Here is a 26,527-nt window from a genome sequence, read left to right on the forward strand (position 1 = left end):
ATCCGGACGACGGTGTGCGCCGCAGGGTTGCCGGTGGCCGCCACGCGGCGCCGCCCGCGCCGCTACCGTGGGACGGGTGATGGACGTACGGCGCGCTGCGGAGCGCTACCCCGGGGGCGATGCGGCGGCCGGCATCGAGTCGTGGCACGCCTTCTCCTTCGGCCCGCACTACGACCCCGACAACCTCCGCTTCGGCGCGGTCATCGCCTGCAACGAGGAGCGCCTCGCCCCCGGCGCCGGCTTCGACGAACACCCCCACAGCCACACCGAGATCGTGACGTGGGTGGTCGAGGGCGAGCTCACGCACCAGGACTCGGCGGGCCACCGGACCCGGGTACGCCCCGGCGACGTCCAGCGCCTCAGCTCGGCGGCGGGCGTACGCCACGTCGAACGCAACGACACCACCGAACCGCTGACCTTCGTCCAGATGTGGCTGGCCCCGCTGAAACCCGGCGGCACCCCGTCCTACGAGATCGTCCGCGGCATCGCCGACTCCACCCCCTACGCGGTCCCGGAGGCGGCCGCGATGCTCCACGTCCGCCGCCTGCGGGCCGGGGAGCGCACCGCGGTCCCGGACGGGCCCTTCGTGTACGTCCACGTCGTGCGCGGCGAAGTGACCCTGGACGGCGAGGAGTTGACCCCGGGCGACGCGGCACGCCTGACGGACGCCAAGAACCTGGAGGCGCTCGGGACGACGGACGCCGAGCTGCTGATGTGGGAGATGACGGCGGGCTAGCCGGCCCGGCCGACCTCCGCCAGCACCGCGTCGGTGAACGCGGGCCACGCCTGCACGGCCCACGGCCCGAAATTCCGATCCGTCAGAGCGGCGCACGCGACCCCCGCGTCCGGGTCGATCCACAGGAACGTGCCCGACTGGCCGAAGTGGCCGAACGTCCGCGGGGAGGAGGAACCGCCCGTCCAGTGCGGTGACTTGGAGTCGCGGATCTCGAAGCCGAGGCCCCAGTCGTTGGGGTTCTGGTGGCCGTAGCCCGGCAGGACGCCCTTGGTCCCCGGGTACTGGACGGTCATCGCCTGCGCGACCGTGCGCGGGTCCAGCAGCCGCGGTGCCTGCACCTCCGCCGCGAACCGCAGCAGGTCGGCCACGGTCGAGACGCCGTCCTTCGCCGGGGAGCCGTCGAGCGTCGTCGACGTCATGCCCAGCGGCTCCAGCACCGCCTGCCGAAGGTACTCGCCGAACGGGATGTCCGTCGCCTTGGCGACGTGGTCGCCGAGCTGCTCGAAACCGGCGTTGGAGTACAGGCGGCGCTCACCCGGCGGGGCCGTCACGCGGTGTTCGTCGAAGGCCAGCCCGGAGGTGTGCGCCAGCAGGTGCCGCACCGTCGATCCCGTCGGCCCGGCCGGCTCGTCCAGCTCGATCGCCCCCTCCTCGTACGCGACGAGGGCGGCGTACGCGGCGAGCGGCTTGGTGACCGAGGCCAGCGGAAAGGGGCGGTCGGCCGGCCCGTGGGTGCCGAGGATCGTCCCGTCGGCACGCACCACGCCCGCCGCGGCAGCGGGGACCGGCCAGTTTTCGATCAACGTGAGGCTCTGCAAGGACATGCCGACGAGCGTAAGCGGCCCGGCGGAGGGGGAGCACCCAGGGGTGCGCCCGCGAGGTCCCGGGGGAGCGGCCCGCCGAATATTTACCGGTTCTGCTTGCTTGGAGTGCACTCGAAGGCCATAGCGTTGAGGGCATGACGGTGATGGAGACCACCCCTACCAGGACCGACTACTGCGGAGCCCCGCCCCACCCGCACCGGCGCCCCGAAGGCCAGGACAGCTACACGATCAGCGAGGTCGTCGCCTTCACCGGGCTGACGGCGCACACCCTGCGCTGGTACGAGCGCATCGGGCTGATGCCGCACGTCGACCGCTCCCACACCGGCCAGCGCCGCTACAGCAACCGCGACCTCGACTGGCTCGACCTCGTCGGCAAGCTCCGGCTCACCGGCATGCCGGTCGCCGACATGGTGCGGTACGCGGAGCTGGTGCGCGAGGGCGACCACACCTTCGGCGAGCGGTTCGAACTGCTGGAGGCGACCCGCAGGGACGTGCTCACCCGGATCGCGGAGCTGCAGGACACCCTCGCGGTGCTCGACCGGAAGATCAGCTTCTACGCCGACGCCGACCGCGCCACCGCCGGCCGGGAGTGACTCAGAGCTCCGCGAGCAGCTCCGCCTTCTTCACCGAGAACTCCTCGTCCGTCACCAGCCCGGCCTGATGCAGCTCGCCCAGGTGACGGATGCGTTCGGCGATGTCGGCGGGATCACGGCGCGGGGCCGCCACCGCGGGAACGACCGCGGTGGCGGCCCCGCGGTCCCGTACGGCCGCCAGCACGGCCGCCGCGAACGGCAGCGACTCGTGGACGGGCCCGTACCCCAGCCCGAACACCACGGACGCCGGATCCTGGTCGGCCTGCGCGGGCGCCCCCGCCCCGTCGCGCCGCAGCAGCCGCAGATGCCCTTCGAACACCTCCGGCGAGCGCCACTCCACCCCGCTCAGCTCGTCGACGGCGAAGACCTGGTCCCCGGCCTTCCACTTCGCCGACGACGCCCCGGTCCAGAACCAGCGGAAGCCCACCGTCCTGCCGTCGAAGGACGCCTTCGCGTCGTACGCCTTGAACTGGCGCGGCGCCTCGGGCGCGGCCACCAGATGACGGTCGGCCGGCCCGCCGCCGTCCAGCAGCGGCCGCAGCTCGTCGACGTAGTACTCGGCCAGTGTCTCCTTCTCGGCGGGGAGCACCAGCCGGTACGGGTCGCAGGTCTCCTTCAGCTGCCCGGCCGCCGCCTCCAGCAGCGGATCGGCGCCCTCGCGCAGTTCGGCCCGTACCACCACGGTCCCGCGCCGGCCCGGCGTCAGTGTCACGCCCGCGATCGCCTCGAGCGGGACACGGCGTTCGCCGAGCGCCTGGAAGAGCTTGGGTGTCCGAATTCCCCGTTCGTAACGGATGAGCACGGAGTCGGACTCGAACTCCCAGGCAGCATGAAATCCGGCCAGTACGTCACCCATGCGGCTCATCGTATGCGTGGTCCGCTCCTTCGTCGCCACCCCGCGCAGACCGTGGTTTCTGCGCCTCTACGCGCGTCCGGCCGTCGTCGTACCGGACAAACCCGCGCTGCACACGCCGTCTTCGCGTGAGCAGACCACCGACCGGTACGCGCCAACCCCGATCTCCGCGAAGTTCAGCAGGCTCGCCGTACCCGGTTCGAAGTACCCGGCGTGCCCCTTGGCCCCCTCCGCCGACAGCACCCGCGCGCCGAACGCCGACGACACCGGATCGGCGCCGTGACCGAGCCCGCCGAGCTGCAGGTAGGGCACGTCCTGGATCCAGTCCGTGGCGTCCCGCATGGCCCACACCGTGGCGGAGGTGTGCAGGCCCGCCGCACTCTCCACGCGCATGCCGGGGCTGGCGGCCGCGACGATGTCGGACACCCGGCGCGGCAGCGCGTGCGCGGCCACCCCGCAGACGACCGAGCCGTAGCTGTGGCAGAAGAGGGCGACGCGCGTCCTGCCGGGCAGCGCCCCCAGCAGGGCGTTCAGCCGTACGGCGCCGTCCCTCGCGCGCGTCCCCGTCGCCGAGTCGATGCCGAGCCCGGCCGGTGCCGTGTAGTCGGCCCAGGCGATCACGGCCGTACGCGTCGTCGGGCTCGCGTCCCGCTCGGCCGCGTACAGCGACTTCGCCATGCCGACGGGAGCCGAGTAGGGGCGGTAGGTCTTCTGGAAGGTGAGCAGGTCGGTGTCGACGCCGGGGACGATCACCGAGATCCGCCGGGCCCGCGTCAGGTTCCCGAAGACCTCGGCGATCCGCCCGCTGCCGTCGGGGTCGAAGGCGAGGATGTGCCGGCCGCGCTGCAGCAGCGACTCGTAGCGGTGCATACGGCGGCCCGCCTCCTGCTGCCCGGCGGGCGAGAGGCGGCTGTCGTGCATGCGTCCCAGCTCGACCTTGCGCTGGGAGTCCAGCGCGAGACGGTTGGCGCGGTAGCGAAGGGAGACGGGGGCGCCGTTCATGTTGCCGACCGCGAGCGGGTAGCGGCGGGCGAGCAGCGCGCGTTCCTGCGCGGTGAGGGAGGCGAAGAAGCGGGCCAGGCGCGCGGGGGCGGCGTCCGGGTCCGGCAGCTCGTGGCCGTGTATCCGGCCGTGCTCCCAGGAGGACAGCGAGGCCTGGAGCGGGGTCTTCGCGCCGTGGCTGCGCAGGGCCGTCCAGCCGGTGGTCGCCAGCATCACGAAGACGACGGCCAGCGCGAGCAGTGCGCGCCAGACGTTCAGTTGCGGGGAGGTGTCGAAGGAAGTCACTGGGAGGACACACTAGGAGAACGAGAGGGTCTCGCGTGAGCCGAGTGATGGGGATCACGTTTCGATAAACGCGGCGATGGCGCAGTATGCCTCAGCGTGTTCGCCAGTTCTCCGTGAGTGCCGGTCCCACCTGTTCGAGGTACGAGATCGTCAACGCGCGCATGGCCTCCAGGCTGAAGTCCTCGCCCGTGCTCCACTGCCGCTCGGTCACCCGCATCACTCCGCCGAACACCGCGACCGCCAGCCGCGGCCGCGGGTCGGCGTCCACGTCCAGGCCCTCGCGCTCGGCCAGCACCCGCGCCATGGCCTCCTCGATCTCCATGTTGCGCCGCAGATGGGCGGCGAGCAGCACCGGGGTCGACTCGATCACCCGGTACATGCGCAGGTACAGCTCGACGGGTACGACGGCCTCGATGACCTCGTTCAGGGTCTGCCAGCCCTCCAGGACCGCCTGCTTCAGCGCCTCCATCGGCGCCTCCTCGGCCGGCCGCTCGCGCACCGCCTCCACGAACCGCGCCACCACCAGCTCCTGCAGGGCGAGGGCGGCCTCCTCCTTGCCCGCGTAGTAGCGGAAGAAGGTGCGCTGGGAGACGTCGACGGCCTCGGCGATGTCGTCGACGGTCGTCCGCTCGTAGCCGCGCGTGGTGAACAGTTCGACGGCGGCTCGCAGCAGCGCGTCCCGGGTGCGCTGTTTCTTGCGTTCGCGGAGCGTTTCCATAAGCGTCAGTTACCGACTTGTGAACTGGTTTGTCAAATGTCAGCGGCTGACACTAGCCTCGAACACATGACTAGTCAGACCATCGGCACGACGGGGTCGGGGGGCCAGGCGCCGGAAGCCCCGCCGGAGGGGGCGCCGCGGTCCTCGGGGCGCCGCGGCCACCCCTGGTTCACCCTGATCACCGTGGCCGTCGGCGTCATGATGGTGGCCCTGGACGGCACCATCGTGGCCATCGCCAACCCGGCCATCCAGAAGGACCTCAAGGCGAGCTTCGCCGACGTCCAGTGGATCACCAACGGCTACTTCCTGGCCCTCGCGGTCTCCCTGATCACCGCGGGCAAGCTCGGCGACCGCTTCGGCCACCGCCAGACCTTCCTGATCGGCGTGACCGGCTTCGCCGCCGCCTCGGGCGCCATCGGCCTGTCGAACAGCATCGCCGCGGTCGTCACCTTCCGCGTCTTCCAGGGCCTGTTCGGCGCCCTGCTGATGCCGGCCGCGCTCGGCCTGCTGCGCGCGACCTTCCCGGCCGAGAAGCTGAACATGGCGATCGGCATCTGGGGCATGGTCATCGGCGCCTCCACCGCGGGCGGCCCGATCCTCGGCGGTGTCCTCGTCGAGCACGTCAACTGGCAGTCGGTGTTCTTCATCAACGTGCCGGTCGGCGCGATCGCCCTGCTCCTGGGCCTGCTGATCCTGCTCGACCACCGTGCGCAGAACGCGCCCCGCTCCTTCGACGTCCTGGGCATCGCGCTGCTGTCGGCCGCCATGTTCTGCCTGGTCTGGGCCCTGATCAAGGCACCGAGCTGGGGCTGGGGCGACGGGAAGACCTGGGCCTTCATCGCCGCGTCGGTCCTCGGCTTCGCCCTCTTCTCCTTCTGGGAGACGAAGGTCAAGGAGCCGTTGATCCCGCTCGGCCTGTTCCGCTCCGTCCCGCTGTCCGCGGGTGTCGTCCTCATGGTCCTGATGGCCATCGCCTTCATGGGCGGCCTGTTCTTCGTGACGTTCTACCTCCAGAACGTGCACGGGATGAGCCCCATCGACGCCGGTCTGCACCTGCTGCCGCTCACCGGCATGATGATCGTCGCCTCGCCGCTCGCGGGTGTCGCGATCACCAAGCTCGGCCCGCGCGTCCCGCTGGCCGGCGGCATGATCGCGACCGCGGTCGCCATGTACGGAATGTCGACACTCGAGGGCGACACCGGCAGCGTCGTGATGTCGGTCTGGTTCGGCCTGCTCGGCCTCGGCCTCGCGCCGGTGATGGTGGGCGCCACCGAGGTCATCGTCGGCAACGCCCCCATGGAGCTCTCCGGCGTCGCCGGCGGCCTGCAGCAGGCGGCGATGCAGATCGGCGGCAGCCTCGGTACGGCGGTGCTGGGCGCCGTCATGGCCTCCAAGGTCGACAACGACCTCGCGGCCAACTGGAAGAGCGCCGGCCTGCCGCCGCTCACCCCGGCCCAGCTGGGCCAGGCCTCCGAGGCGGTCCAGGTCGGGGTCGCGCCGGTCGCCAAGGGCACTCCGGAGCCGATCGTCGCGAAGATCACGAGCGTCGCGCACGACACGTTCATCTCGGGCATGAGCCTGGCCTCGCTGGTCGCCTGCGGGGTCGCGGCCGTGGCCGTCCTCGTCGCCCTGCTCACCAAGCGCGGCGAGAACGCGGAGGCGGGCGCAGGGGTCGGCCACATCTGAGAGACCGATGACCTGACGCGTTTTCAACCAACTTCCCCTATCAGGGTGAAGACGCTAAAGATCCCTCCCCTTCGGCGCACGCCGCAGGTCACATTGGGTCAAGCCCTCCGCAAGGGGGTGACCGGTGCTGCGGCGCGCTGCCGGAGGGGGACAGCGCGCCGACAGACCGATGAGGCGGCCGGTGATTAGGAGCCGCACCGGGGGTACCCGCTTGTTCGAACCCCGAACAGACCCCGGGGTTCAGGGAGTTGATGATGGCGGGCTTCGGACATGGAACGCGCAGGTACCCCCGCTCACGTGGCCGGACGTGGTCACGGACCGGGCCGGATCGCGCGACGCTCGGAATCGTCGGAGTCATCTGCGCGGTCGCCGGGTTCTTCGTGCTGGGGATCATTCTCGGCCCCGTCGCGGTCGTCTGCGGTTGGCTCGCCATGGGCCGCAGCTGGGCGGGCAGCCGCCCCGTGCCGGCCCTGGTCGCCTTCGTGCTGGGCGCCATCGACACGCTCCTGGCGATCGTCTGGTTGGCGGGAGCGGCGACCCCGGGCAACGGTCTGTTCTGACCCGGGGGAGTGAGGGAGGGACCCCCGGTTTGATGGGCCGGGGGCCCACCCCCACCACGACGGCGTCACAGTCTGTCCGAGACCTCTCTCAGTGCCGCCACCTCGGCTCTGAGGGCCCGGACCTCCTCTGTCAGGGCCTCGATGGCCTCCGTCTGGCGTTGTTCCTCCGCGTCGTCCTTCTCGAAGCGGGCCAGGAACCAGGCGGCGATGTTCGCGGTGACCACACCGAGCAGGGCGATGCCGGACAGCATCAGGCCGACGGCGATCATGCGGCCCAGCCCGGTGGTCGGGGCGTGGTCGCCGTACCCGACGGTCGTCATGGTCGTGAAGGACCACCACAGCGCGTCACCCAGCGTCCGGATGTTCCCGTCCGGCGAGTCGCGCTCGACCGACAGCACCGCCAGCGAGCCGAACATCAGCAGCCCGACGACCGCCCCGCCGACGTACGTCGTCAGCCTGATCTGGTTGGCCATCCGGGCCCGCCGCCCCACCAGCAGCAGCGTCGCGACCATGCGCAGCAGCCGCAGCGGCTGCAGGATCGGCAGCACGACCGCGCACAGGTCTATCCAGTGCCGGCGCACGAACTCCTTGCGCCGCCGCGCGAGCGCCAGCCGTGTCACGTAGTCCGCGGCGAAAGCCCCCCACACCACCCACTCGATCACGGTGCACCACTGCGTCAGCGCATGGCCCGCCGAGTGGTCCACGATCGGCACGGCGTACGCGACGGCGAACAGCACGGTCAGCGCCAGCAGTGGCCGCTGCGTGCGGTGTTCCCAGCGCGCCTGCGCCGTTTGTCGCTCCATGCCCGCATCGTAGGGAAACGGTGAGGGGCGGCGGGACCACAGCCCGCCGCCCCTCACCGCTCGACCTCGGCGCGGGTTACGCGTCGCCGCCCGCGACCCCCGGGTCCGCCGCGGACGCGTCCAGCAGCTGGTACCGGTCGATCGCCTGCTTCAGCACCGACCGGTCCACCTTGCCCTCCTTGGCCAGCTCCGTCAGCACCGCCACCACGATCGACTGCGCGTCGATGTGGAAGAACCGCCGCGCCGCACCCCGCGTGTCCGCGAAGCCGAAGCCGTCGGCACCCAGCGACTGGTACGTCCCCGGCACCCACCGCGCGATCTGGTCCGGCACCGACCGCATCCAGTCCGACACCGCCACGAACGGCCCCTGCGCACCCGACAGCTTCCGCGTCACGTACGGCACCCGCTGCTCCTCCTCGGGGTGCAGCAGGTTGTGCTCCTCGCACTGCACGGCCTCGCGCCGCAGCTCGTTCCAGGAGGTCGCCGACCAGACGTCCGCCTTGACGCTCCACTCCTCGGCGAGGATCCGCTGCGCCTCCACCGCCCACGGCACCGCCACACCGGACGCCATGATCTGCGCCGGGATCGACCCGGAGGCGCCCTCGGAGAGGCGGTGGACGCCCTTGAGGATGCCCTCGACGTCCACGTCCGCCGGCTCGGCGGGGTGCTGGATGGGCTCGTTGTAGACGGTCAGGTAGTAGAAGACGTCCTCGCCGTGCGGGTGCTCCTCGGAGCCGCCGTACATCCGCCGCAGACCGTCCTGCACGATGTACGCGATCTCGTACGAGTACGCCGGGTCGTAGGCGACACAGCCCGGGTTGGTCGAGGCGAGCAGCTGCGAGTGCCCGTCGGCGTGCTGCAGACCCTCACCGGTCAGCGTCGTACGTCCGGCGGTCGCACCCAGTACGAAACCGCGCGCCAACTGGTCGGCCATCTGCCAGAACTGGTCACCGGTGCGCTGGAAACCGAACATCGAGTAGAAGACGTAGACCGGGATGAGCGGTTCGCCGTGCGTGGCGTACGCCGAGCCCGCGGCGATGAGGGAGGCCGTGCAGCCCGCCTCCGAGATGCCGTCGTGCAGCATCTGCCCGGTCGGCGACTCCTTGTACGCGAGCAGCAGGTCCCGGTCCACGGCCTCGTACTGCTGGCCCAGCGGGTTGTAGATCTTCGCGCTCGGGAAGAACGAGTCCATGCCGAAGGTGCGGTACTCGTCCGGCGCGATCAGCACGAACCGCTTGCCGAACTCCTTGTCCCGCATGAGGTCCTTGAGGAGACGGACGAAGGCCATGGTCGTCGCGATCGACTGCTGGCCGGAGCCCTTCTTCACGGTCGCGTACGTCTTGTCGTCCGGCAGCGGCAGCGGCTTGGAGCGCACGACACGCGTCGGGACGTACCCGCCGCACTGCTTGCGCTGGTCGTGCATGTACTGGATCTCTTCCGAGTTCCGGCCCGGGTGGTAGTACGGCGGCAGGCCGGACTCCAGCTCCTTGTCGGAGATCGGCAGGTGCAGCCGGTCCCGGAAGCGCTTGAGGTCGTCGACCGTCAGCTTCTTCATCTGGTGCGTGGCGTTGCGGCCCTCGAAGTTCGGGCCCAGCGTCCAGCCCTTGATCGTCTTGGCCAGGATCACCGTCGGCTGGCCCTTGTGCGCCTTGGCCGCCGAGAACGCCGCGAAGATCTTCTTGTGGTCGTGACCGCCGCGGCCCAGGTGCAGGATCTGGTCGTCGGTCATGTGCTCGACCATCGCGCGCAGCCGCTGGTCGTCGCCGAAGAAGTGCTCGCGGATGTACGCGCCGGACTCGGTGGCGTACGTCTGGAACTGGCCGTCCGGCGTGGTGTTCATCCGGTTGACGAGGATGCCGTCGCGGTCCTGGGCGAGCAGCGGGTCCCAGGAGCGGTCCCAGATCAGCTTGATCACGTTCCAGCCGGCGCCGCGGAAGACCGACTCCAGCTCCTGGATGATCTTGCCGTTGCCGCGGACGGGGCCGTCGAGGCGCTGCAGGTTGCAGTTGACGACGAAGGTCAGGTTGTCCAGGCCCTCGCGGGCGGCGATGGACAGCTGGCCCAGCGACTCCGGCTCGTCCATCTCGCCGTCGCCGAGGAACGCCCACACGTGCGACTTCGAGGTGTCGGCGATCCCGCGCGCGTGCATGTAGCGGTTCATCCGCGCCTGGTAGATCGCGCCGATCGGGCCGAGGCCCATCGAGACGGTCGGGAACTCCCAGAAGTCCGGCATCGAACGCGGGTGCGGGTACGACGACAGCCCGTGCGGCGCCTTCGACTTCTCCTGGCGGAAGCCGTCCAGCTGCTCCTCGGTCAGCCGGTCGAGCAGGTACGCGCGCGCGTAGATGCCGGGTGAGGCGTGTCCCTGGAAGAAGACCTGGTCGCCGCCGAGGCCGTCGTCCTTGCCGCGGAAGAAGTGGTTGAAGCCGACGTCGTAGAGGGACGCCGAGGAGGCGAAGGTGGCGATGTGGCCGCCGACCCCGATGCCGGGACGCTGGGCGCGGGAGACCATCACCGCGGCGTTCCAGCGCGTGGCGTTCAGGACCTTGCGCTCGATCTCCTCGTTGCCCGGGAAGAACGGCTCGCTCTTGGTGGGGATCGTGTTCACGTAGTCCGTGCTGCGCATCTCCGGCACGGCCACGCGCTTCTCGCGGGCCCGCTCGATCAGCCGCAGCATCAGGTAGCGGGCCCGCTCCCGGCCCCGCTCGTCGACGGCGGCGTCGAGGGAGTCGAGCCACTCCTGGGTTTCCTCGGGGTCGAAGTCAGGAACCTGACTCGGAAGGCCGCCAATGATGATCGGGTTGCGATCGGATCCGGAAGCCACGCTGTTCCTTACCTGTCAGAGGGCTGTTTGGAGCTGCTTTTCGGTGTGCCTGCACCGTTCCCCATCGTGGACCCCGGAAAAGCAAACGTCATCTCTACTGTGGGGTAACCGGGGTGCCCGCCCGTTCGGCCGGGTTCCCAATGCCGCAAAGAGGGCACAAAGGTGTGGTGTAGGTCACTCGGGGCGTGGGCGGCGTGCGCGGAGTTGGGGTGACACGGCCAGGAACGTCACCGTTTCGGCGGTCTGAACGGCCGGGTACTTGCGCGATCCGTCCCGCCCGTGTGGACTACGGCCAACGCTTCGCGCACGCGCGTGGCTGAACTCCCCCCGAGTGGGGGGGACCCCCGTTCCAAGACATGATCAGGAGGCAACCCGTGAGCGCGACCGCGGACCACGCGGAGACGAGCCCTGCCGTAAGGCTGGGGTTCCAGCCCGAGCAGGTGGTCCAGGAGATCGGCTACGACGACGACGTAGACCAGGAACTCCGCGAGTCCATCGAGGAAGTCATCGGCAGCGACCTGGTGGACGAGGACTACGACGACGTCGCCGATGCCGTGGTGCTCTGGTTCCGCGACGAGGACGGCGACCTGACGGATGCGCTGGTGGACGCCACCACGTACATCGAAGAAGGCGGCTCGATCCTGCTCCTCACGCCGAAGACCGGCCGTGACGGCTACGTGGAGCCGAGTGACATCTCCGAAGCCGCGACGACTGCGGGGCTGTCCGCCTCCAAGAGCGTCAGCGTGGGCAAGGACTGGAGCGGCAGCCGGCTGGTGACGCCCAAGGCGGCCAAGTCCAAGAAGTAGCCCAACGGGACGGGCCGGGACTCCTCGGCCCGTCCGTCGGCCCTCCGTGGGCGCTGCGTAGGGTGGGAACCACCCGAACAGCCCTACGGAAAGGGACGTACTTCGATGGCGATCCAGGTCGGCGACAAGGCCCCTGACTTCGAGCTCAAGGACAACCACGGCCGCGCCGTGAAGCTCTCCGACTTCCGCGGTGAGAAGAACGTGGTCCTGCTCTTCTACCCCTTCGCCTTCACCGGCGTGTGCACCGGGGAGCTGTGCGAGGTGCGCGACAACCTGCCGCAGTTCGAGGACCGCGACACGCAGGTGCTCGCCGTCTCCAACGACTCCATCCACACCCTGCGCGTCTTCGCCGAGCAGGAGGGCCTGGAGTACCCGCTGCTGAGCGACTTCTGGCCGCACGGCGAGGTCTCCCGCGCCTACGGCGTCTTCGCCGAGGACAAGGGCTGCGCGGTGCGCGGCACCTTCGTCATCGACAAGGAGGGCGTCGTGCGCTGGACCGTCGTCAACGCCCTGCCGGACGCCCGCGACCTCGGCGCGTACGTGAAGGCGCTCGACACCCTGTGATTCTCAGGTCCCAAGGCCTGCGTGGGACGGGAACCCGTCACTAGGATCGATTCGTTGATCCGATGTCATACGCACGGCGGGGCTCCCCGCCCCTGGACACCAATGGAGGACTCGTGGGAGTCAGCCTCAGCAAGGGCGGCAACGTATCGCTGACCAAGGAGGCCCCGGGCCTGACCGCGGTCATCGTCGGTCTGGGGTGGGACGTCCGCACCACGACCGGCACGGACTTCGACCTCGACGCCAGCGCACTGCTGCTGAACAACTCCGGCAAGGTCGGCAACGACCAGAACTTCGTCTTCTTCAACAACCTCAAGAGCCCCGACGGCTCGGTGGAGCACACCGGCGACAACCTCACCGGTGAGGGCGAGGGCGACGACGAGCAGATCAAGGTCAACCTCGCGGGCGTCCCCGCGGACGTCGACAAGATCGTCTTCCCGGTCTCGATCTACGACGCCGAGAACCGCCAGCAGTCCTTCGGCCAGGTCCGCAACGCGTTCATCCGCGTCATCAACCAGGCCGGCGGACAGGAGATCGCCCGGTACGACCTCAGCGAGGACGCCTCCACGGAGACCGCCATGGTCTTCGGCGAGCTGTACCGCAACGGCGCGGAGTGGAAGTTCCGGGCCATCGGCCAGGGCTACGCCTCGGGCCTGCGGGGCATCGCGCAGGACTTCGGCGTCAACGTCTGAGCGACGCCTCGACGGCTCTCACCCGCCGGCGCCGCACCGTTCGCGTGCGGCGCCGGCGGGTGCCCCCTCCGGGGGGAGCGCAGCACAACCAAACACGCACCATCTCGGGGAGGACCAGCATCATGGGCGTCACGCTCGCCAAGGGGGGCAACGTCTCCCTGTCCAAGGCCGCACCCAATCTCACGCAGGTGATGATCGGGCTCGGCTGGGACGCTCGCTCCACCACCGGAGCCGACTTCGACCTCGACGCCAGCGCCCTGCTGTGCAGTGGCGGCCGGGTGCTGGGCGACGAGTGGTTCATCTTCTACAACCAGCTCAAGAGCCCCGACGGCTCGGTGGAGCACACCGGCGACAACCTCACCGGTGAGGGCGAGGGCGACGACGAGTCGATCCTGATCGACCTCTCCAAGGTGCCCGCCCAGTGCGACAAGATCGTCTTCCCGGTCTCGATCCACATGGCCGACGAGCGGGGCCAGACGTTCGGCCAGGTCAGCAACGCCTTCATCCGCGTCGTCAACCAGGCCGACGGGCAGGAGCTGGCCCGCTACGACCTCAGCGAGGACGCCAGCACCGAGACCGCCATGATCTTCGGCGAGGTCTACCGCTACCAGGGCGAGTGGAAGTTCCGGGCGGTCGGCCAGGGATACGCCTCCGGGCTGCGCGGCATCGCCCTCGACTTCGGGGTCAACGTCTCATAACGCGATATGAGCAAAAGACCGGGGCAGGGTGGGGTACAGAGGGGTGCCGACTAGACTTCGGCTTCAAAGTTTCGTAAAGCCGAGTGCGGCACGGGGGAAACCCGTACACGTACGGATTGGGTAGCCAGTGCTTCTGAAAACCTTCGGCTGGTCGTTCGCGGTCACCGCGCTCGGCCTGGTCGCTGCGGTCTTCTACGGGGGGTGGGAGGCCTTCGGCATCGTGGCGATCCTCTCCGTCCTCGAGATCTCGCTGTCCTTCGACAACGCGGTGGTCAACGCCGGGATCCTGAAGAAGATGAGCGCCTTCTGGCAGAAGATCTTCCTCACGGTCGGCGTGCTCATCGCGGTGTTCGGTATGCGGCTGGTCTTCCCGGTCGTCATCGTGGCGGTCACCGCCAAGAAGAACCCGATCGACGCCGTCAACCTGGCACTGACCGACAAGGACCAGTACCAGCAGCTGGTCACCGACGCCCACCCGGCGATCGCCGCCTTCGGTGGCATGTTCCTGCTGATGATCTTCCTCGACTTCATCTTCGAGGACCGCGACATCCAGTGGCTGCGCTGGATCGAGCGCCCGCTGGCCAAGCTGGGCAAGGTCGACATGCTGTCGGTCTGCATCGCCCTGATCGTCCTGCTGATCACCTCCTTCACCTTCGCCACCCACGCCCACCAGCACGGCGGCGCGCACGCCGACAAGGCGCAGACCGTCCTGATCTCCGGCATCGCGGGCCTGATCACCTACATGGTCGTCGGCGGCCTGTCCGGCTACTTCGAGGACAAGCTGGAGGAAGAGGAGGAGCGCGAGCACGAGGAGGAGGAGCGCGCCGAGCGCGAGGGCAAGCCCAAGTCGGCGGTGCTGCTGGCCGGCCAGGCCGCGTTCTTCATGTTCCTCTACCTGGAGGTCCTGGACGCGTCCTTCTCCTTCGACGGCGTGATCGGCGCGTTCGCCATCACCAACGACATCGTGCTGATGGCGCTCGGCCTGGGCATCGGCGCCATGTACGTCCGTTCGCTGACCGTCTACCTGGTCCGCCAGGGCACCCTCGACGACTACGTCTACCTGGAGCACGGCGCCCACTACGCGATCGGCGCCCTGGCCGTGATCCTCATGGTCACCATCCAGTACCAGATCAACGAGGTCATCACCGGACTCGTCGGCGTCGTCCTGATCGCCTGGTCCTTCTGGTCCTCCGTGCGCCGCAACCGCGCGCTGGCGGACACGGAGGGAAAAGCCGAGGGCTCGGACGAGAAGACTGAGGTCTCGTCCGGGGTGTGACGCGCCCTCGGGTGAGGAACGCTCTGAGCGGGGCGGCCGGTCTCCGGCCGCCCCGCCGGTCATGTCGGCCGGCCTTTCCCGGGCCGGTCGTTCCAGGTGAGACGTGGGGGCGGGAATGGGTTTCTTCGACGGCCTGCTGGGATCGCGCACGGCGGACTTCGACTCCGGCAGCGCGGCCACGAACTCCATCGAGCTGACCAAACGGCACCACCAGGTCTCCCTCACCAAGCAGGGAGCGGCGACCGGGCATCTGCGGGTCAACCTGAGCTGGCGGATGCGTACCTCCGACATAGGCGGCTCGCAGCGGGAGTCCCTGCTGCGGCACCCCTTCAAGGCGCTGAGGCCGCCGGAGGTCATGGGACACAGCCAGAGCATGGTCAACGTCGACCTCGACCTGGGCTGCCTGTACGAGCTGACCGACGGCACCAAGGGGGTCGTCCAGCCCCTCGGCGGCTACCTCGGCGACGTCAACGCACCGCCGTACATCAAACTCAGCGGCGACGACCGGTTCGGGTCGGCGTCCGGAGAGACGATGTACGTCAACCTCGATCACCGGGACGCCATCAAACGGCTGCTGGTGTTCGTGTACATCTACGACCAGACACCGGCGTTCGACCGCACGCACGCGATCGTGACGCTGTACCCGAGCAACGGGCCCCGCATCGAGATCCACCTCGACGAGCGCCATCCGCAGGCCCGCTCGTGCGCGGTGGTGATGATCGAGAACGTGAAGGGCGAGCTCGTCGTCCGGCGCGAGGTCAAGTTCGTCTACGGGTTCCAGGCGGAGCTGGACCGCCTGTACGGGTGGGGACTGCAGTGGGGGCGCGGCTACAAGGCGAAGGTCGAGCGCTGAACGCCCCCGGCGGCGGTCTGCCTACCGCCCGATGAACTGCGGGCCCTGCGGCGGGAGCCGGAAGTCCGGGTTCGGGAGCGTCGTGACCGCGGGCGGATAGCCGTAGCCGGTCTGGGCGCCCGCCGTCGCCGGGGCGGGCTGTGGGTAGCCGTACGCCGGCTGGGTCGCGGGGGCCGGCTGCGGGTAGCCGTAGGCCGGCTGGGACGGGACCGCCGTGGGCTGCTCCGGAGGCAGCGGCTGGGCCGGGGAGGTCGCCGCAGCCAAGGGCTGCGCGGGCTCGGGCTCCGACTCGTCGACCGAGATGCCGTAGTCCGTGGCCAGGCCCTTCAGCCCGTCCGTGTAGCCCTCGCCGAGGGCGCGGAACTTCCACGTGTCGTCGCGCCGGTAGAGCTCGCCGCAGATCAGGGCCGTCTCGCCACCCGTCTCGGGCTTGATGTCGAAGGAGATCAGCGGCTCGCCGTCGGCGATCCGGGCGTCGTACAGCAGGATGCGCAGGCCCGGGACGCGGCCGAAGGGGACGTCCTCCGCCGACGCGACCAGAAGAATCCGGCTGACATCGCTCTCGACTCCGGCCAGATCTGTCTGGATCGTGTCGGTGGGACCATCGGCGAGCCGCTTCTTGCCGAGCCACCAGATCTTCCCGGAGGGGTGCCGGGGCTGGTTGTAGAAGACGAAGTCCTCGTCGGAGCGCACACGACCGTCGGGACCGAGGAGCAGCGCCGAGGCGTCGACATCCGGGACCCCCTGCCCGGGCGTCCAGCGCAGCACCGCTCGCACCGTGGTGGTCTCGAGCGGGACGTTCGACCCCTTCAGCATCGCGTGCGTCATGCGGTCATCCTGCCCTCTCGGTCCTGGTCACGACAACGCGGGGTAGGGGTCCCGCGAGGCGTGCCGGTCATGTGTGGAATCGCCGTCGACATGGCCGAGTTACCAGAAATTCATGCCCCACGGGAACTTCTGACACAGGTTTGTACGTACTATTACCGGCCACCTGTTTGCCCAATCCACATCTTTGTCCTGCGTCACGGGGGAGTTCCATGCGTCATTTCGGGCACATCGCCCCGGAGGTGCGCGGGCGCCTCTTCCACCAGGAGCCCTGCGAGTTCGGCACGGACTCCCCGGCCCGCACGCTCTCCGCGGCCCTCGGCGCCACGCTCTACAGCCCGGCCACCCGGCCGCGGCTCGCCGAGGACATCGTCAAGCAGGCGGGCCTCGGCGTGGTCTCGATGGTGCTGTGCCTGGAGGACTCCATCGACGACGCGGACGTGGTGGCGGGCGAGGAGAACCTCGTACGCCAGTTCGCCGAGCTGGACGCGCGGGCCGCCGCGGGCGCCGGCCTGCCGCTGCTGTTCATCCGCGTGCGCACGCCCGAGCAGATCCCCGACCTGGTGCGACGCCTCGGTGCGACCGTCCGGCTGCTGTCCGGGTTCGTCTTCCCGAAGTTCACCGAGGAGCGCGGCATCCCCTTCCTGGAGGCCCTCGCGGGCGCCGAGGCCGCGAGCGGGCGCCGCCTGTTCGGCATGCCGGTGCTGGAGACGCCGGAGCTGATGTACCGGGAGACGCGCGTGGACGCCCTGGAGGGCATCGCCCGCTCCGTGGAGAAGTACCGCGACCGCGTGCTCGCGCTGCGCCTCGGCGTGACCGACTTCTGCTCCTCCTACGGCCTGCGCCGGGCCCCCGACATGACCGCCTACGACGTCCAGATCATCGCCTCCGTCATCGCCGACGTGGTCAACATGCTGGGCCGCGCCGACGGCACCGGCTTCACCGTGACGGGGCCGGTGTGGGAGTACTTCCGCGTCCCGGAGCGCATGTTCAAGCCGCTGCTGCGCACCAGCCCCTTCCTGGAGGGGCAGGCCGTCGAACTGCGCGAGAGACTGATCGAGCACGCCATGGACGGTCTGCTGCGGGAGATCTCGCTCGACCAGGCCAACGGCCTGCAGGGCAAGACCTGCATCCACCCCACCCATGTCCTGCCCGTGCACGCGCTGTCCGTGGTCAGCCACGAGGAGTTCAGCGACGCCGCGGACATCCTGCGGCCGGAGCGGGGTGGCGGGGGAGTGCTCAGGTCGTCGTACACGAACAAGATGAACGAGGTGAAGCCGCACCGCGCCTGGGCCGAGCGGACCATGCTGCGGGCCGAGGTCTTCGGCGTCGCGCGCGAGGACGTCAGCTTCGTGGATCTGCTCGCCGCCGGCATACCCGGCTGACCTCACCGACCAGGGAATCATGATCAACGCAGTGAACGACGGAGAGTGGTCCGGGACCTGGGTCGCCGAGCGGCTCGGGCTCGAACTCATGGGCGACGACGAGCTCACCGAGCTGCTGGGGCTCGCGCTGCGCCGCAACCCCAAGCGGGCGCATCTGCTCGTCTCCAACGTGCTCGGCAAGCACGTACCGCAGTCGCCCTCGGTGGTGTACGGCTACGGATTCGCCCTGGGACGCAGGGTGCGGGAGCTGCTGGGTGCCGAGGAGGCGGGCGAGGCGGTGGTCCTCGGGTACGCGGAGACGGCGACGGGACTGGGCCACTCCGTCGCGGACGGCATCGGCTCCGCCCCCTATCTGCACTCCACCCGCCGCCCGGTCACGGGTGTGACGGCGGCGGGCGGCTTCGAGGAGTCCCACTCCCACGCCACGTCGCACCTGCTGCTGCCGGAGAACCCCGCGCTGCTGGCGGGGGACGGGCCGCTGGTGCTGGTCGACGACGAGTTCTCCACCGGCAACACGGTGCTGAACACGATCCGCGACCTCCACGGCCGGTACCCGAGGGGCCGGTACGTGGTCGTCGCCCTCGTCGACATGCGCTCGGCGGCGGACACCGGGCGGCTGGAGGAGTTCGCGCGGGAGATCGGCGCCGGGGTCGACCTGGTGGCGGCGGCCTCGGGGACGGTACGGCTGCCGGAGGGGGTGCTGGAGAAGGGGCAGGAACTGGTGGCGCGGTACGAGGCAGAAGGTGCCGCGGGGGGTGCGTCGTCGGCTGCGGGCGCGTCGGGGCCGGTCGCGCAGTTCCCCGCGCCCCTCGAGGGGCGCTCCGGTGAACGCCCTGAAGGGGCGCGGGGAACTGCGCGATCAGCCCCCACTCACCCGCACCCGGCCGTCGACCGAGTGGACCTCTTGTGGCCCCGCGACCTCCCCGACGGGGGCCGGCACGGGTTCACCCCGGCCCACCGAGCTCGCCTCGACACTGCCCTGCCCGCCATGGTCGCCCGGCTGGCCGACGCGCTGCCCGACGGGGCCCGGCGCGTGCATGTCCTCGGCTTCGAGGAGCTGATGTACGCCCCCCTGCGCCTGGCCCGAGAGCTGGAGCAGGTCGCCCAGGGCGTGGAGGTGCGCTACTCGACCACCACCCGCTCGCCCGTCCTCGCCGTCGACGACCCCGGTTACGCGATACGCAGCCGGATCGCCTTCCCCGCCCACGACGACCCGGCCGACGGCCCCGGCGAGCGCTACGCCTACAACATGGCCGGCGCCGGCTTCGACGCGGTCGTCGCCGTGGTCGACTCGGCCGCCGACACCCCCGAACTGCACGCTCCCGACGGCCTGTTGGCCCAGCTCGCCGCCCACACCCCGCACGTACTGCTCGCGGTCGTGCCCTCGTACGTTCCCGAAAGGCCCTCCATGCTGTCCGAGCCCCTGCGCGGCCCCGCCTTCTCCTCGTACGCCCCTGAGGAGGTCGGCTGGCTGCTGCAGGACCTCTCGGACGTGACGCTGGAGGCGCCGACCGAGGAGCGGGAGGAGGCCATCCAGAGCGGCGGCGCGCACTACGCGGAGTCGCTGCCGGTGGAGTACCAGCCCAGCGAGCAGTACCAGGAGCTGTTCCACGCGGCGCTGGGGACCACGGCCACCCGGCTCGCGCAGGCCGTCGGTGCCGTCACCGAACTCGTGCTCGCCGAGCGCTCGCCCCGCCCGGTCCTCGTCTCGCTCGCCCGCGCGGGCACCCCCGTCGGCGTGCTGATGCGCCGCTGGGCGCAGTTCCGGCACGGCCTCGACCTGCCGCACTACGCCGTCTCGATCGTCCGCGGCCGCGGCATCGACGCCAACGCCCTGCGCTGGCTGGCCGCCCACCACGACCCCGCCGACGTCGTGTTCGTCGACGGCTGGACCGGCAAGGGCGCCATCACCCGCGAACTCGCCGACGCGATCGAGGAGTTCGAGGCGTCCGACGGCATCACCGGCTTCGACCCGGAGATCGCGGTGCTGGCCGACCCGGGCTCGTGCGTACGGACGTACGGCACCAGGGAGGACTTCCTGATCCCCTCCGCCTGCCTCAACTCGACCGTCTCCGGCCTGATCTCCCGCACGGTCCTGCGCGCCGACCTGGTCGGCCCTCACGACTTCCACGGCGCCAAGTTCTACCGCGAACTCGCCGGGGCGGACGTCTCCGTGGACTTCCTCGACGCCGTCTCCGCCTGCTTCCCCGAGCTCACGGAGTCCGTCGACGCCCAGGCGAAGGAACTGCTGTCCGCCGACCGCGCGCCGACCTGGGAGGGCTGGGCGGCCGTGGAGCGGATCAGCGAGGAGTACGGCATCCACGACGTGAACCTCGTCAAGCCCGGCGTCGGCGAGACCACGCGGGTGCTGCTGCGCCGGGTGCCCTGGAAGATCCTGGCGCGGGCGGGGGCGGGCGCCGACCTGGACCACGTACGGCTGCTGGCCGAGCAGAGGGGGGTTCCCGTCGAGGAGGTCGGCGAACTGCCGTACACCTGCGTGGGGTTGATCCACCCCCGCTACACCCGCGGTGCGACGGGCGCCGACGGCAAGGCGGTGAACGTCTGATGCCGGTGCTGGTGGCGAGCGACCTCGACCGTACGCTGATCTACTCCCCGGCGGCCCTCGCGCTGACCATGCCGGACGCGCGGGCGCCGCGGCTGCTCTGCGTCGAGGTGCACGAGAGCAGGCCGCTGTCGTTCATGACGGAGACCGCGGCCGCGCTGCTGACCGACCTCGGGGACGCGGCGGTGTTCGTGCCGACGACGACCCGGACCCGCAAGCAGTACCTGCGCATCAACCTGCCGGGCCCGGCGCCGAAGTACGCGATCTGCGCCAACGGCGGCCACCTGATGGTGGACGGCGTGTCCGACCTGGACTGGCACGCGCGGGTGACGGCCCGGCTGGCCGACGAGTGCGCGCCGCTGGACGAGGTGCGCGAGCACCTGCTGGCCAACGCAGACCCGCTCTGGGTGCGCAAGCACCGCGTCGCCGAGGACCTCTTCGCCTACCTGGTCGTCGAACGCGAACTGCTGCCGGAGGAGTGGGTCAAGGACCTCGCGGTCTGGGCGGAGAACCGCGGCTGGACGGTGTCGCTGCAGGGGCGGAAGATCTACGCCGTCCCCAAGCCGCTGACGAAGAGCGCGGCGATGCGCGAGGTCGCCCGGCGGACCGGCGCGGAGCTGACGCTGGCCGCCGGCGACTCGCTGCTGGACGCCGACCTGCTGCTGGCGGCGGACCGGGGCTGGCGCCCGGGCCACGGGGAACTGGCGGACGCCGCCTGGTCGGCCCCGCAGATCGCGGCACTGCCGGAACGCGGAGTGCTGGCGGGGGAGCGCATCCTGCGGGAGTTCCTGAGGGCCACGCGCAACACGACGCCCTGAGCGGGACGGCGCGCCGACGGGCTCCGAGGCCTCAGCCGCAGCACCCTCCGCCGCAGCATCCGCCCCCGCCCCCGCCACCGGCGCCCCTGGGCGCGGGGGCCGACGCGGTCCCGCCCACGGCCACGGTCGACAGGAGCTTCACCGTGTCCTCGTGGCCCGCGGGACAGGCGGCGGGGTCGGAGGAGCGGACCATCGGCCGGCTGACTTCGAAGGTGTCGCCGCAGGTGCGGCAGCGGTACTCGTAGCGAGGCATGCGAAAAGGTTAGCGGCGGTTCCACGTCCCAGGTGTGACTCAAGTCTCAAGTCCACCATGTACCTCTGTGGTTGATATGTGCTCGTTCTTAACACAATCGCATGTGGAGAAGATGCGAAGATCATTGATATTTTTCGCCCGTGACCGGGACAGCACAGCGCAGTGGCCGGCCGGGTGACCACCGTCGGCCGCGCCGCCGCCGCGCCGCGCCCAAAACATCTGTCTGGACATCTGTATGGACGGTACTGCGCGAGCGACTCCAGCCCCTCCTCCCGGTCCTGCGCCGTCTGCGCCCCGCCTACCCCCGCCCCGGCCGCATGGGCTGGCAGCGCTGGCTGCCCTCCTGGCGCCAGTGGCTCGGCGGCCTCCTCGGAGCCATCGGCCTGACCGGCCTGTTCCTGGTCATCGCCTACGCCGCCACGGACATACCCAAGAACCTCAACTCCTACGCCACCCAGCAGGACAACGTCTTCTACTGGTCCGACGGCACCCCCATGGCCCGCACCGGCTGGGTGCAGCGGCAGGCGATGCCGCTCAAGGAGATACCCGAGAACGTCCGCTGGGCCGTGCTCGCCGCCGAGAACGAGAGCTTCTACTCCGACCCCGGCATCTCCCTCAAGGGCATCACTCGCGCGCTCTACCGCACCATCGGCCAGGGCGACACCGAGGGCGGCTCCACCATCACCCAGCAGTACGTCAAGAACGTGTACCTGACGCAGAACCAGACCGTCAGCCGCAAGTTCACCGAGGCGATGATCGCCCTCAAGCTCGACAACCGCATGAGCAAGGACCAGATCCTCGAGGGCTACCTCAACACCAGCTGGTTCGGCCGCGGCACCTACGGCATCCAGCGCGCCGCCCAGGCCTACTACGGCACGGACGTCTCCCACCTCAACGCCAGCCAGGGCGCGTTCCTCGCCTCGCTGCTCAAGGGCGCCGGCCTCTACGACCCCACCCTCTCCCAGGCCAACCACAAGCGGGCCGTGGAGCGCTGGTCGTGGATCCTCGACCGCATGGTCAAGATCGGCAAGCTGACCCCGGCCGAGCGCGCCAAGTACAAGACGTTCCCCGAACCCCTCAAGACCGCCCGCGTCTACGACACCGGCAAGCAGAGCGACTACCTGGTCGAACTCGCCCAGCAGTACGCCAAGAAGTCCGCGAACATCTCGGACAAGCAGTTCGACCTCGGCGGCTACCAGATCTACACGACCTTCGACCGCAAGCGCGAGACCCGGCTCACCGACGCCGTCGCCAAGGCCCGCAAGCAGGCGAAGAAGAACGACCCCAAGGCCGCGAAGACCGTCCACTACGGCGCCGCGTCCGTCGCCACCGACGGACGGATCCTCGCCGTCTACGGCGGCCCCGACCACCGTACGCAGGGCTACAACGAGTCCAACGCCACCACCGTCCCGGCCGGCTCGGCGTTCGTGCCCTTCGTCTACGCGGCCGGCCTGGAACACGGCGTCCGCAAGACCCGCACCGGACCGACCACGACCGTCACCCCGGAGACCGTCTACGACGGCGACGACGGCACCGTCGTCACCACGCCCGAGGGCCCGTACTGGGACCGCAGCGGCAAACGGGTCCTCGCCCACAACGACGACGGCAAGTCCTACGGGCAGATATCCCTCGGCAACGCACTCGCCCAGGGCGTGAACGCGCCCTTCACCCAACTTGGCATGGACACCGGCCTGGACAAGGTCCGCCAGACCGCCGTGGCCGCCGGACTGCTCTCCTCCAGCCTCGGCGCCCAGGTGCCCGCCCTGACCACCGGCAGCTCCACGCCCAGCGCCATCCGGATGGCCAGCGGCTACGCCACCTTCGCCGCCAACGGCATGCACACCGAGCCGTACTCGGTACGCCGCATCACCAAGAACGGCGCCAAAGTCCCCCTGGCCACGCCCACCGCCCACCGGGCGATCGACGCCCAGGTCGCCAAGGACGTCTCCGCGGCGCTGACCAGCTCCCTGCTCCGCGCCCACCCCACCGTCCCCGCGCTGCGGGCGGGCGGCAAGGCCGGCATCACCACCGACGACAAGGCCGCCTGGTACACCGGCAACACCGACACCCTGTCGACCGCGGTCGTCGTCTACCGCATGGACCTCACCAAGTCCCTGGAGCCGCTCCCGCTCAAGGGCATCGCCGGCACGCCCACCGGCAGCGTCCCCTACGCCGTGTGGTCGGGCGCCATGGGCTTCGACTGATCACCGAAGCCCGTACCACCCCCCACTCCCTCGCAGAATGAGCACCGCATGAGCCGCACCGCTCCAGGAACAAAAGCCAAGGGCCGCCGACGCAAAGAGCGCGCCCCGCGCCGCCCCGCCCGCCCCGAGGTCCTCACCCTCGCCGCCTTCCTCGTCGTGGCCTCCCTGGTCGCGGGCGCCCTGGCCCTCACCCGCCAGGACCACCCCCAGCCCGCCGCCTCCTCGCAACGCTCCGCGAAGGCCAAGCCGAAGTCCGAGCCCTCCTGGGACGGGAAGACCAAGATCCTCGGCGACGGCTCCACCTCCTACACCGGCCCGCAGAGCGGCCAGCTGAAGCCCGTTCCGCTCAAGCCCGGGGAGAAGCCGCCCCAGTTCGTCGTCTTCTCCTGGGACGGCGCCCTGGAGGGCAGCGACCACCTCTTCTCCCACTACCGCGAAATGGCCGAGCAGTACGACGCCCACATGACCTTCTTCCTCACCGGCATCTACCTGCTGCCCAAGCAGAAGAAGACCCTCTACGAGCCGCCCCTGCACAAGGCCGGCGCCGCGGCCATCGACTACCCCACCGACGAACACGTCCGCACCACCCTGGAGCAGCTCCGCCTCGCCTACGACGAGGGCAACGAGATCGGCACCCACTTCAACGGCCACTTCTGCGACAGCAAGACCAGCGGCAAGTACTGGACCACCGACGAGTGGAAGCAGGAGATCGACCAGTTCTACTCGCTCGTGGAGAAGTGGAAGACCAACACCGGCTTCAAGGACATCCCCGCCCTGCCCTTCGATTTCAGGAAGGAGGTCGTCGGCGGCCGCGCCCCCTGCCTGGAGGGCCAGAAGAACCTCCTGAAGGTCATCAAGGACTACGGCTACCGCTACGACGCCTCCTCGCCCGGCGGCTTCCAGATATGGCCCGAGAAGAAGAGCGGCATCTGGGACTTCCCCCTCCAGCTCCTGCCGTACCAGGGCGCCAACTACCAGGGCCTGTCCATGGACTTCAACTTCCTCTACAACCAGTCCGGCGGCGAGACCGACGGCAACCCCGCCGACTACCCCACGTGGGAACAGCAGACCGTCGCCTCCTACATGGACGGCTTCAACCGCGTCTACTACGGCAGCCGCGCCCCGCTGTTCATCGGCAACCACTTCGAGGACTGGAACGGCGGCATCTACATGAAGGCCGTCGACCAGGTCATCAAGAACGTCTGCACGAAGAAGGGCGTCAAGTGCGTCTCCTTCAAGGAACTGGCCGACTGGCTGGACGTGCAGAAGCCGGAGACCCTCGCACGCCTGCGCGGACTGGACCCCGCACAGTCGCCCGACTGGTCGACGGTCGTGAAATAGCCGGCAACAGCTGTGACGGCCATGACAGCTGATCCGGCCACCCCCCACTCCCCAGGAGAAGCCCCAGTGAGATCCAGCACGTTAGGCGCTCGAGCCCGTTGCACCGCCGTGGCGGCCACGGCCCTCTCCGCCGTCCTGCTCCCCGTCACCGCCGCCCACGCGGCCCAGACGCACGCCCCAGCCGTTACCGCGGCCACCACCGACGCCTTCGGCCGCCTCGCCGACGCCGTCCTCACCGACCGCACGGACGCCCTCGTCCAGGGCACCCGGCCCGCCACCCGCCCGGCCCTCACCTCCGCCGAGACGACCACGGGCGTCCGACTGACCGCCGCGCAGGCCAAGGCGGAGACGTCCGCCCTGACCGCTCTGCACGGCACCCGCTCCCGCCTCGCCGCCCTCGGCGAGGCGTACACCGACGCCGACACCCGGGTCACCGTCGACAGCGTCCGCCGGCACGGCCGCACGGCAACCGTCCGGGCCACCGAGACCACCACCCTGACCTACGCGAAGATACGCGGCGACGAACCCGCCACCACCGGCTTCACCGCCCACCACCGCTTCACCTTCACCGCCGCCCCCGACGGCACCTGGCAGCTCACCCGCGAACGCCTCACCGACAAGGGCCCCCGCCCCGTCAACGCGCCCGCCCCCGCCCCCGCGACGGCCACCGCCCGCCCCGGCGCCGTCATCGACGCGCCCAGCTCGGCCACCACCTACCCGGCACCGGCGGCGCCGAAGAACCTCGGCACCACAACCCCGTACAACTACCCGGCGATGGCCGCCTACGCGGAGAAGTACTGGAAGAACTACAACACCGCCTACCGCCGTTACAACGGCATGGGCGGCGACTGCACCAACTTCCTCAGCCAGTCCCTGTACGCCGGAGGCTGGAAGCAGGTCACCAACTCCACCGAGGACTACGACACCTGGTACTCCGGAACGTCGAGCGACTCCGACACCTGGATCGGCGTCAACGAGTGGTCCTGGTTCACCCAGACCGCCCGGCGGACGACCGCGCTGGCCAACGCCTACCAGATGGACGTCGGTGACGTGCTGCAGATGGACTTCGACAAGGACGGCTCGAAGGACCACTCGATGATGACGACGTACCGCAGCGGCAGCGGGGTGCCCTACCTGACGTACCACGACGCCGACACCTACCGCCGCTCCCTGCCGAGCCTGATCGCGTCCTACCCCAACTCCGGCTACTACGCCTACCGCAGCTAGGGCCTGTCGTTTGGATCAGCTCGGCGTCGCGGGGTCTGGCACGCGCATCTGCCGCGTTGTCGTCACTCGCCGACTCCCCCACTCTCGGCTTCGCTCGAGCGGGGGGACCCCCATCGCGTCGACTCCCTCCTCCGCCTTGCA

The 26,527-nt window shown here is 70.0% G+C and carries 24 protein-coding genes; 16 read left to right on the forward strand and 8 right to left on the reverse strand.

Annotated elements, in window-relative coordinates; translation table 11 throughout:
* Positions 1-79 precede the first annotated feature (79 nt).
* Positions 80-736 (forward strand): pirin family protein, encoded by a 657-nt coding sequence (locus ACQF4J_RS31035; RefSeq protein WP_351582239.1) that lies wholly within the window; start codon positions 80-82, stop codon positions 734-736.
* Here the strand turns inward: ACQF4J_RS31035 and ACQF4J_RS31040 are convergent.
* The gene (locus tag ACQF4J_RS31040) at positions 733-1,560 is read right to left on the reverse strand and encodes a serine hydrolase domain-containing protein (protein WP_427167298.1); all 828 of its coding nucleotides are present in this window, start codon (positions 1,558-1,560) and stop codon (positions 733-735) included. The two genes, ACQF4J_RS31035 and ACQF4J_RS31040, sit on opposite strands and share 4 nt — an antisense overlap.
* 134 nt (positions 1,561-1,694) lie before the next feature.
* Between ACQF4J_RS31040 and ACQF4J_RS31045 the strand changes: the two genes are divergently transcribed.
* Positions 1,695-2,153 carry a MerR family transcriptional regulator gene (locus tag ACQF4J_RS31045; RefSeq protein WP_351582237.1) on the forward strand — a complete coding sequence of 153 codons (459 nt, stop codon included), beginning with the start codon at positions 1,695-1,697 and terminating at the stop codon, positions 2,151-2,153.
* A 1-nt stretch (position 2,154) separates the two neighbouring features.
* Here the strand turns inward: ACQF4J_RS31045 and ACQF4J_RS31050 are convergent, their stop codons facing one another.
* The 3 genes from ACQF4J_RS31050 to ACQF4J_RS31060 form a co-directional block, all read right to left on the reverse strand.
* On the reverse strand, positions 2,155-3,018 hold the full coding sequence (locus tag ACQF4J_RS31050) for a DUF4429 domain-containing protein (protein ID WP_427167299.1): 864 nt from the start codon (positions 3,016-3,018) through the stop codon (positions 2,155-2,157).
* Positions 3,019-3,075: 57 nt separating this feature from the next.
* The gene (locus tag ACQF4J_RS31055; RefSeq protein ID WP_351584476.1) at positions 3,076-4,293 is read right to left on the reverse strand and encodes an alpha/beta hydrolase; all 1,218 of its coding nucleotides are present in this window, start codon (positions 4,291-4,293) and stop codon (positions 3,076-3,078) included.
* A gap of 91 nt (positions 4,294-4,384) precedes the next feature.
* Positions 4,385-5,011: a TetR family transcriptional regulator gene (locus ACQF4J_RS31060; RefSeq protein ID WP_351584474.1), complete on the reverse strand. Its 627-nt coding sequence runs from the start codon at positions 5,009-5,011 to the stop codon at positions 4,385-4,387.
* A gap of 198 nt (positions 5,012-5,209) precedes the next feature.
* Here ACQF4J_RS31060 and ACQF4J_RS31065 point away from each other — a divergent pair, with 198 nt between their 5' ends.
* Both ACQF4J_RS31065 and ACQF4J_RS31070 read left to right on the forward strand, forming a co-directional pair.
* Complete coding sequence (locus ACQF4J_RS31065) at positions 5,210-6,697, forward strand: MFS transporter (protein ID WP_427168647.1); 1,488 nt, start codon at positions 5,210-5,212, stop codon at positions 6,695-6,697.
* Between the two features lie 251 nt (positions 6,698-6,948).
* The gene (locus ACQF4J_RS31070) at positions 6,949-7,257 is read left to right on the forward strand and encodes a small hydrophobic protein (RefSeq protein WP_351584470.1); all 309 of its coding nucleotides are present in this window, start codon (positions 6,949-6,951) and stop codon (positions 7,255-7,257) included.
* A gap of 65 nt (positions 7,258-7,322) precedes the next feature.
* Here ACQF4J_RS31070 and ACQF4J_RS31075 read toward each other — a convergent pair whose 3' ends face one another.
* Entirely contained in the window at positions 7,323-8,060 is a 738-nt protein-coding gene (locus tag ACQF4J_RS31075; RefSeq protein ID WP_351584468.1) for a potassium channel family protein, read from the reverse strand.
* A 76-nt stretch (positions 8,061-8,136) separates the two neighbouring features.
* Positions 8,137-10,884: a pyruvate dehydrogenase (acetyl-transferring), homodimeric type gene (gene aceE, locus ACQF4J_RS31080; RefSeq protein WP_427167301.1), complete on the reverse strand. Its 2,748-nt coding sequence runs from the start codon at positions 10,882-10,884 to the stop codon at positions 8,137-8,139.
* Between the two features lie 374 nt (positions 10,885-11,258).
* Here aceE and ACQF4J_RS31085 point away from each other — a divergent pair, with 374 nt between their 5' ends.
* The 6 genes from ACQF4J_RS31085 (at position 11,259) to ACQF4J_RS31110 (ending at position 15,770) form a co-directional block, all read left to right on the forward strand.
* Complete coding sequence (locus tag ACQF4J_RS31085) at positions 11,259-11,690, forward strand: DUF3052 domain-containing protein (RefSeq protein ID WP_058925542.1); 432 nt, start codon at positions 11,259-11,261, stop codon at positions 11,688-11,690.
* Positions 11,691-11,795: 105 nt separating this feature from the next.
* On the forward strand, positions 11,796-12,254 hold the full coding sequence (locus tag ACQF4J_RS31090) for a peroxiredoxin (RefSeq protein ID WP_351584464.1): 459 nt from the start codon (positions 11,796-11,798) through the stop codon (positions 12,252-12,254).
* A 113-nt stretch (positions 12,255-12,367) separates the two neighbouring features.
* Positions 12,368-12,943 (forward strand): TerD family protein, encoded by a 576-nt coding sequence (locus ACQF4J_RS31095; protein WP_142151701.1) that lies wholly within the window; start codon positions 12,368-12,370, stop codon positions 12,941-12,943.
* Between the two features lie 122 nt (positions 12,944-13,065).
* Positions 13,066-13,641 (forward strand): TerD family protein, encoded by a 576-nt coding sequence (locus ACQF4J_RS31100; RefSeq protein WP_351584462.1) that lies wholly within the window; start codon positions 13,066-13,068, stop codon positions 13,639-13,641.
* A 127-nt stretch (positions 13,642-13,768) separates the two neighbouring features.
* Entirely contained in the window at positions 13,769-14,917 is a 1,149-nt protein-coding gene (locus tag ACQF4J_RS31105; RefSeq protein WP_351799635.1) for a DUF475 domain-containing protein, read from the forward strand.
* Between the two features lie 115 nt (positions 14,918-15,032).
* Positions 15,033-15,770: a TerD family protein gene (locus ACQF4J_RS31110; protein WP_351584565.1), complete on the forward strand. Its 738-nt coding sequence runs from the start codon at positions 15,033-15,035 to the stop codon at positions 15,768-15,770.
* Positions 15,771-15,791: 21 nt separating this feature from the next.
* Here ACQF4J_RS31110 and ACQF4J_RS31115 read toward each other — a convergent pair whose 3' ends face one another.
* On the reverse strand, positions 15,792-16,598 hold the full coding sequence (locus ACQF4J_RS31115) for a TerD family protein (RefSeq protein WP_351584563.1): 807 nt from the start codon (positions 16,596-16,598) through the stop codon (positions 15,792-15,794).
* A 209-nt stretch (positions 16,599-16,807) separates the two neighbouring features.
* Between ACQF4J_RS31115 and ACQF4J_RS31120 the strand changes: the two genes are divergently transcribed.
* Genes ACQF4J_RS31120 through ACQF4J_RS31130 form a run of 3 tightly spaced genes read left to right on the forward strand, consistent with a single transcriptional unit; the run spans position 16,808 to position 21,361 of the window.
* The gene (locus ACQF4J_RS31120) at positions 16,808-17,980 is read left to right on the forward strand and encodes an HpcH/HpaI aldolase/citrate lyase family protein (RefSeq protein WP_351584561.1); all 1,173 of its coding nucleotides are present in this window, start codon (positions 16,808-16,810) and stop codon (positions 17,978-17,980) included.
* Positions 17,981-17,999: 19 nt separating this feature from the next.
* Positions 18,000-20,546, forward strand: a complete 2,547-nt coding sequence (locus ACQF4J_RS31125; protein WP_427167303.1) for a phosphoribosyltransferase — start codon at positions 18,000-18,002, stop codon at positions 20,544-20,546.
* Positions 20,546-21,361, forward strand: a complete 816-nt coding sequence (locus ACQF4J_RS31130) for an HAD family hydrolase (protein ID WP_427167304.1) — start codon at positions 20,546-20,548, stop codon at positions 21,359-21,361. Before ACQF4J_RS31125 ends, ACQF4J_RS31130 begins: the two co-directional genes overlap by 1 nt.
* A gap of 31 nt (positions 21,362-21,392) precedes the next feature.
* Here ACQF4J_RS31130 and ACQF4J_RS31135 read toward each other — a convergent pair whose 3' ends face one another.
* Positions 21,393-21,614, reverse strand: a complete 222-nt coding sequence (locus tag ACQF4J_RS31135) for an FmdB family zinc ribbon protein (protein WP_351584552.1) — start codon at positions 21,612-21,614, stop codon at positions 21,393-21,395.
* A gap of 140 nt (positions 21,615-21,754) precedes the next feature.
* On the opposite strand from ACQF4J_RS31135, the gene ACQF4J_RS31140 reads away from it, so the two are divergent.
* From ACQF4J_RS31140 to ACQF4J_RS31150, 3 genes are all read left to right on the forward strand, one after another.
* Entirely contained in the window at positions 21,755-23,818 is a 2,064-nt protein-coding gene (locus ACQF4J_RS31140) for a transglycosylase domain-containing protein (protein ID WP_427167305.1), read from the forward strand.
* A 48-nt stretch (positions 23,819-23,866) separates the two neighbouring features.
* Positions 23,867-25,159, forward strand: coding sequence for a hypothetical protein (locus ACQF4J_RS31145; protein ID WP_351584550.1), 1,293 nt, complete (start codon positions 23,867-23,869; stop codon positions 25,157-25,159).
* 108 nt (positions 25,160-25,267) lie between these two features.
* Positions 25,268-26,386 carry an amidase domain-containing protein gene (locus ACQF4J_RS31150; protein ID WP_427167306.1) on the forward strand — a complete coding sequence of 373 codons (1,119 nt, stop codon included), beginning with the start codon at positions 25,268-25,270 and terminating at the stop codon, positions 26,384-26,386.
* Positions 26,387-26,527 lie beyond the last annotated feature (141 nt).

The organism is Streptomyces sp. C1-1 (genome assembly GCF_050214755.1).
Classification (GTDB): Bacteria; Actinomycetota; Actinomycetes; order Streptomycetales; family Streptomycetaceae; genus Streptomyces.

Excerpts from the sequence above, each read along its gene's own strand:
- ACQF4J_RS31040 (WP_427167298.1), bottom strand. The coding sequence starts at position 1,560 with ATGTCCTTGCAGAGCCTCACGTTGATCGAAAACTGGCCGGTCCCCGCT.
- ACQF4J_RS31135 (WP_351584552.1), bottom strand. The coding sequence starts at position 21,614 with ATGCCTCGCTACGAGTACCGCTGCCGCACCTGCGGCGACACCTTCGAA.
- ACQF4J_RS31035 (WP_351582239.1), top strand. The coding sequence starts at position 80 with ATGGACGTACGGCGCGCTGCGGAGCGCTACCCCGGGGGCGATGCGGCG.
- ACQF4J_RS31110 (WP_351584565.1), top strand. The coding sequence starts at position 15,033 with ATGGGTTTCTTCGACGGCCTGCTGGGATCGCGCACGGCGGACTTCGAC.
- ACQF4J_RS31090 (WP_351584464.1), top strand. The coding sequence starts at position 11,796 with ATGGCGATCCAGGTCGGCGACAAGGCCCCTGACTTCGAGCTCAAGGAC.
- ACQF4J_RS31045 (WP_351582237.1), top strand. The coding sequence starts at position 1,695 with ATGACGGTGATGGAGACCACCCCTACCAGGACCGACTACTGCGGAGCC.
- ACQF4J_RS31115 (WP_351584563.1), bottom strand. The coding sequence starts at position 16,598 with ATGACGCACGCGATGCTGAAGGGGTCGAACGTCCCGCTCGAGACCACC.
- ACQF4J_RS31050 (WP_427167299.1), bottom strand. The coding sequence starts at position 3,018 with ATGAGCCGCATGGGTGACGTACTGGCCGGATTTCATGCTGCCTGGGAG.
- ACQF4J_RS31130 (WP_427167304.1), top strand. The coding sequence starts at position 20,546 with ATGCCGGTGCTGGTGGCGAGCGACCTCGACCGTACGCTGATCTACTCC.
- ACQF4J_RS31125 (WP_427167303.1), top strand. The coding sequence starts at position 18,000 with ATGATCAACGCAGTGAACGACGGAGAGTGGTCCGGGACCTGGGTCGCC.
- ACQF4J_RS31145 (WP_351584550.1), top strand. The coding sequence starts at position 23,867 with ATGAGCCGCACCGCTCCAGGAACAAAAGCCAAGGGCCGCCGACGCAAA.
- ACQF4J_RS31100 (WP_351584462.1), top strand. The coding sequence starts at position 13,066 with ATGGGCGTCACGCTCGCCAAGGGGGGCAACGTCTCCCTGTCCAAGGCC.
- ACQF4J_RS31075 (WP_351584468.1), bottom strand. The coding sequence starts at position 8,060 with ATGGAGCGACAAACGGCGCAGGCGCGCTGGGAACACCGCACGCAGCGG.
- ACQF4J_RS31060 (WP_351584474.1), bottom strand. The coding sequence starts at position 5,011 with ATGGAAACGCTCCGCGAACGCAAGAAACAGCGCACCCGGGACGCGCTG.
- ACQF4J_RS31070 (WP_351584470.1), top strand. The coding sequence starts at position 6,949 with ATGATGGCGGGCTTCGGACATGGAACGCGCAGGTACCCCCGCTCACGT.
- ACQF4J_RS31065 (WP_427168647.1), top strand. The coding sequence starts at position 5,210 with ATGATGGTGGCCCTGGACGGCACCATCGTGGCCATCGCCAACCCGGCC.
- ACQF4J_RS31120 (WP_351584561.1), top strand. The coding sequence starts at position 16,808 with ATGCGTCATTTCGGGCACATCGCCCCGGAGGTGCGCGGGCGCCTCTTC.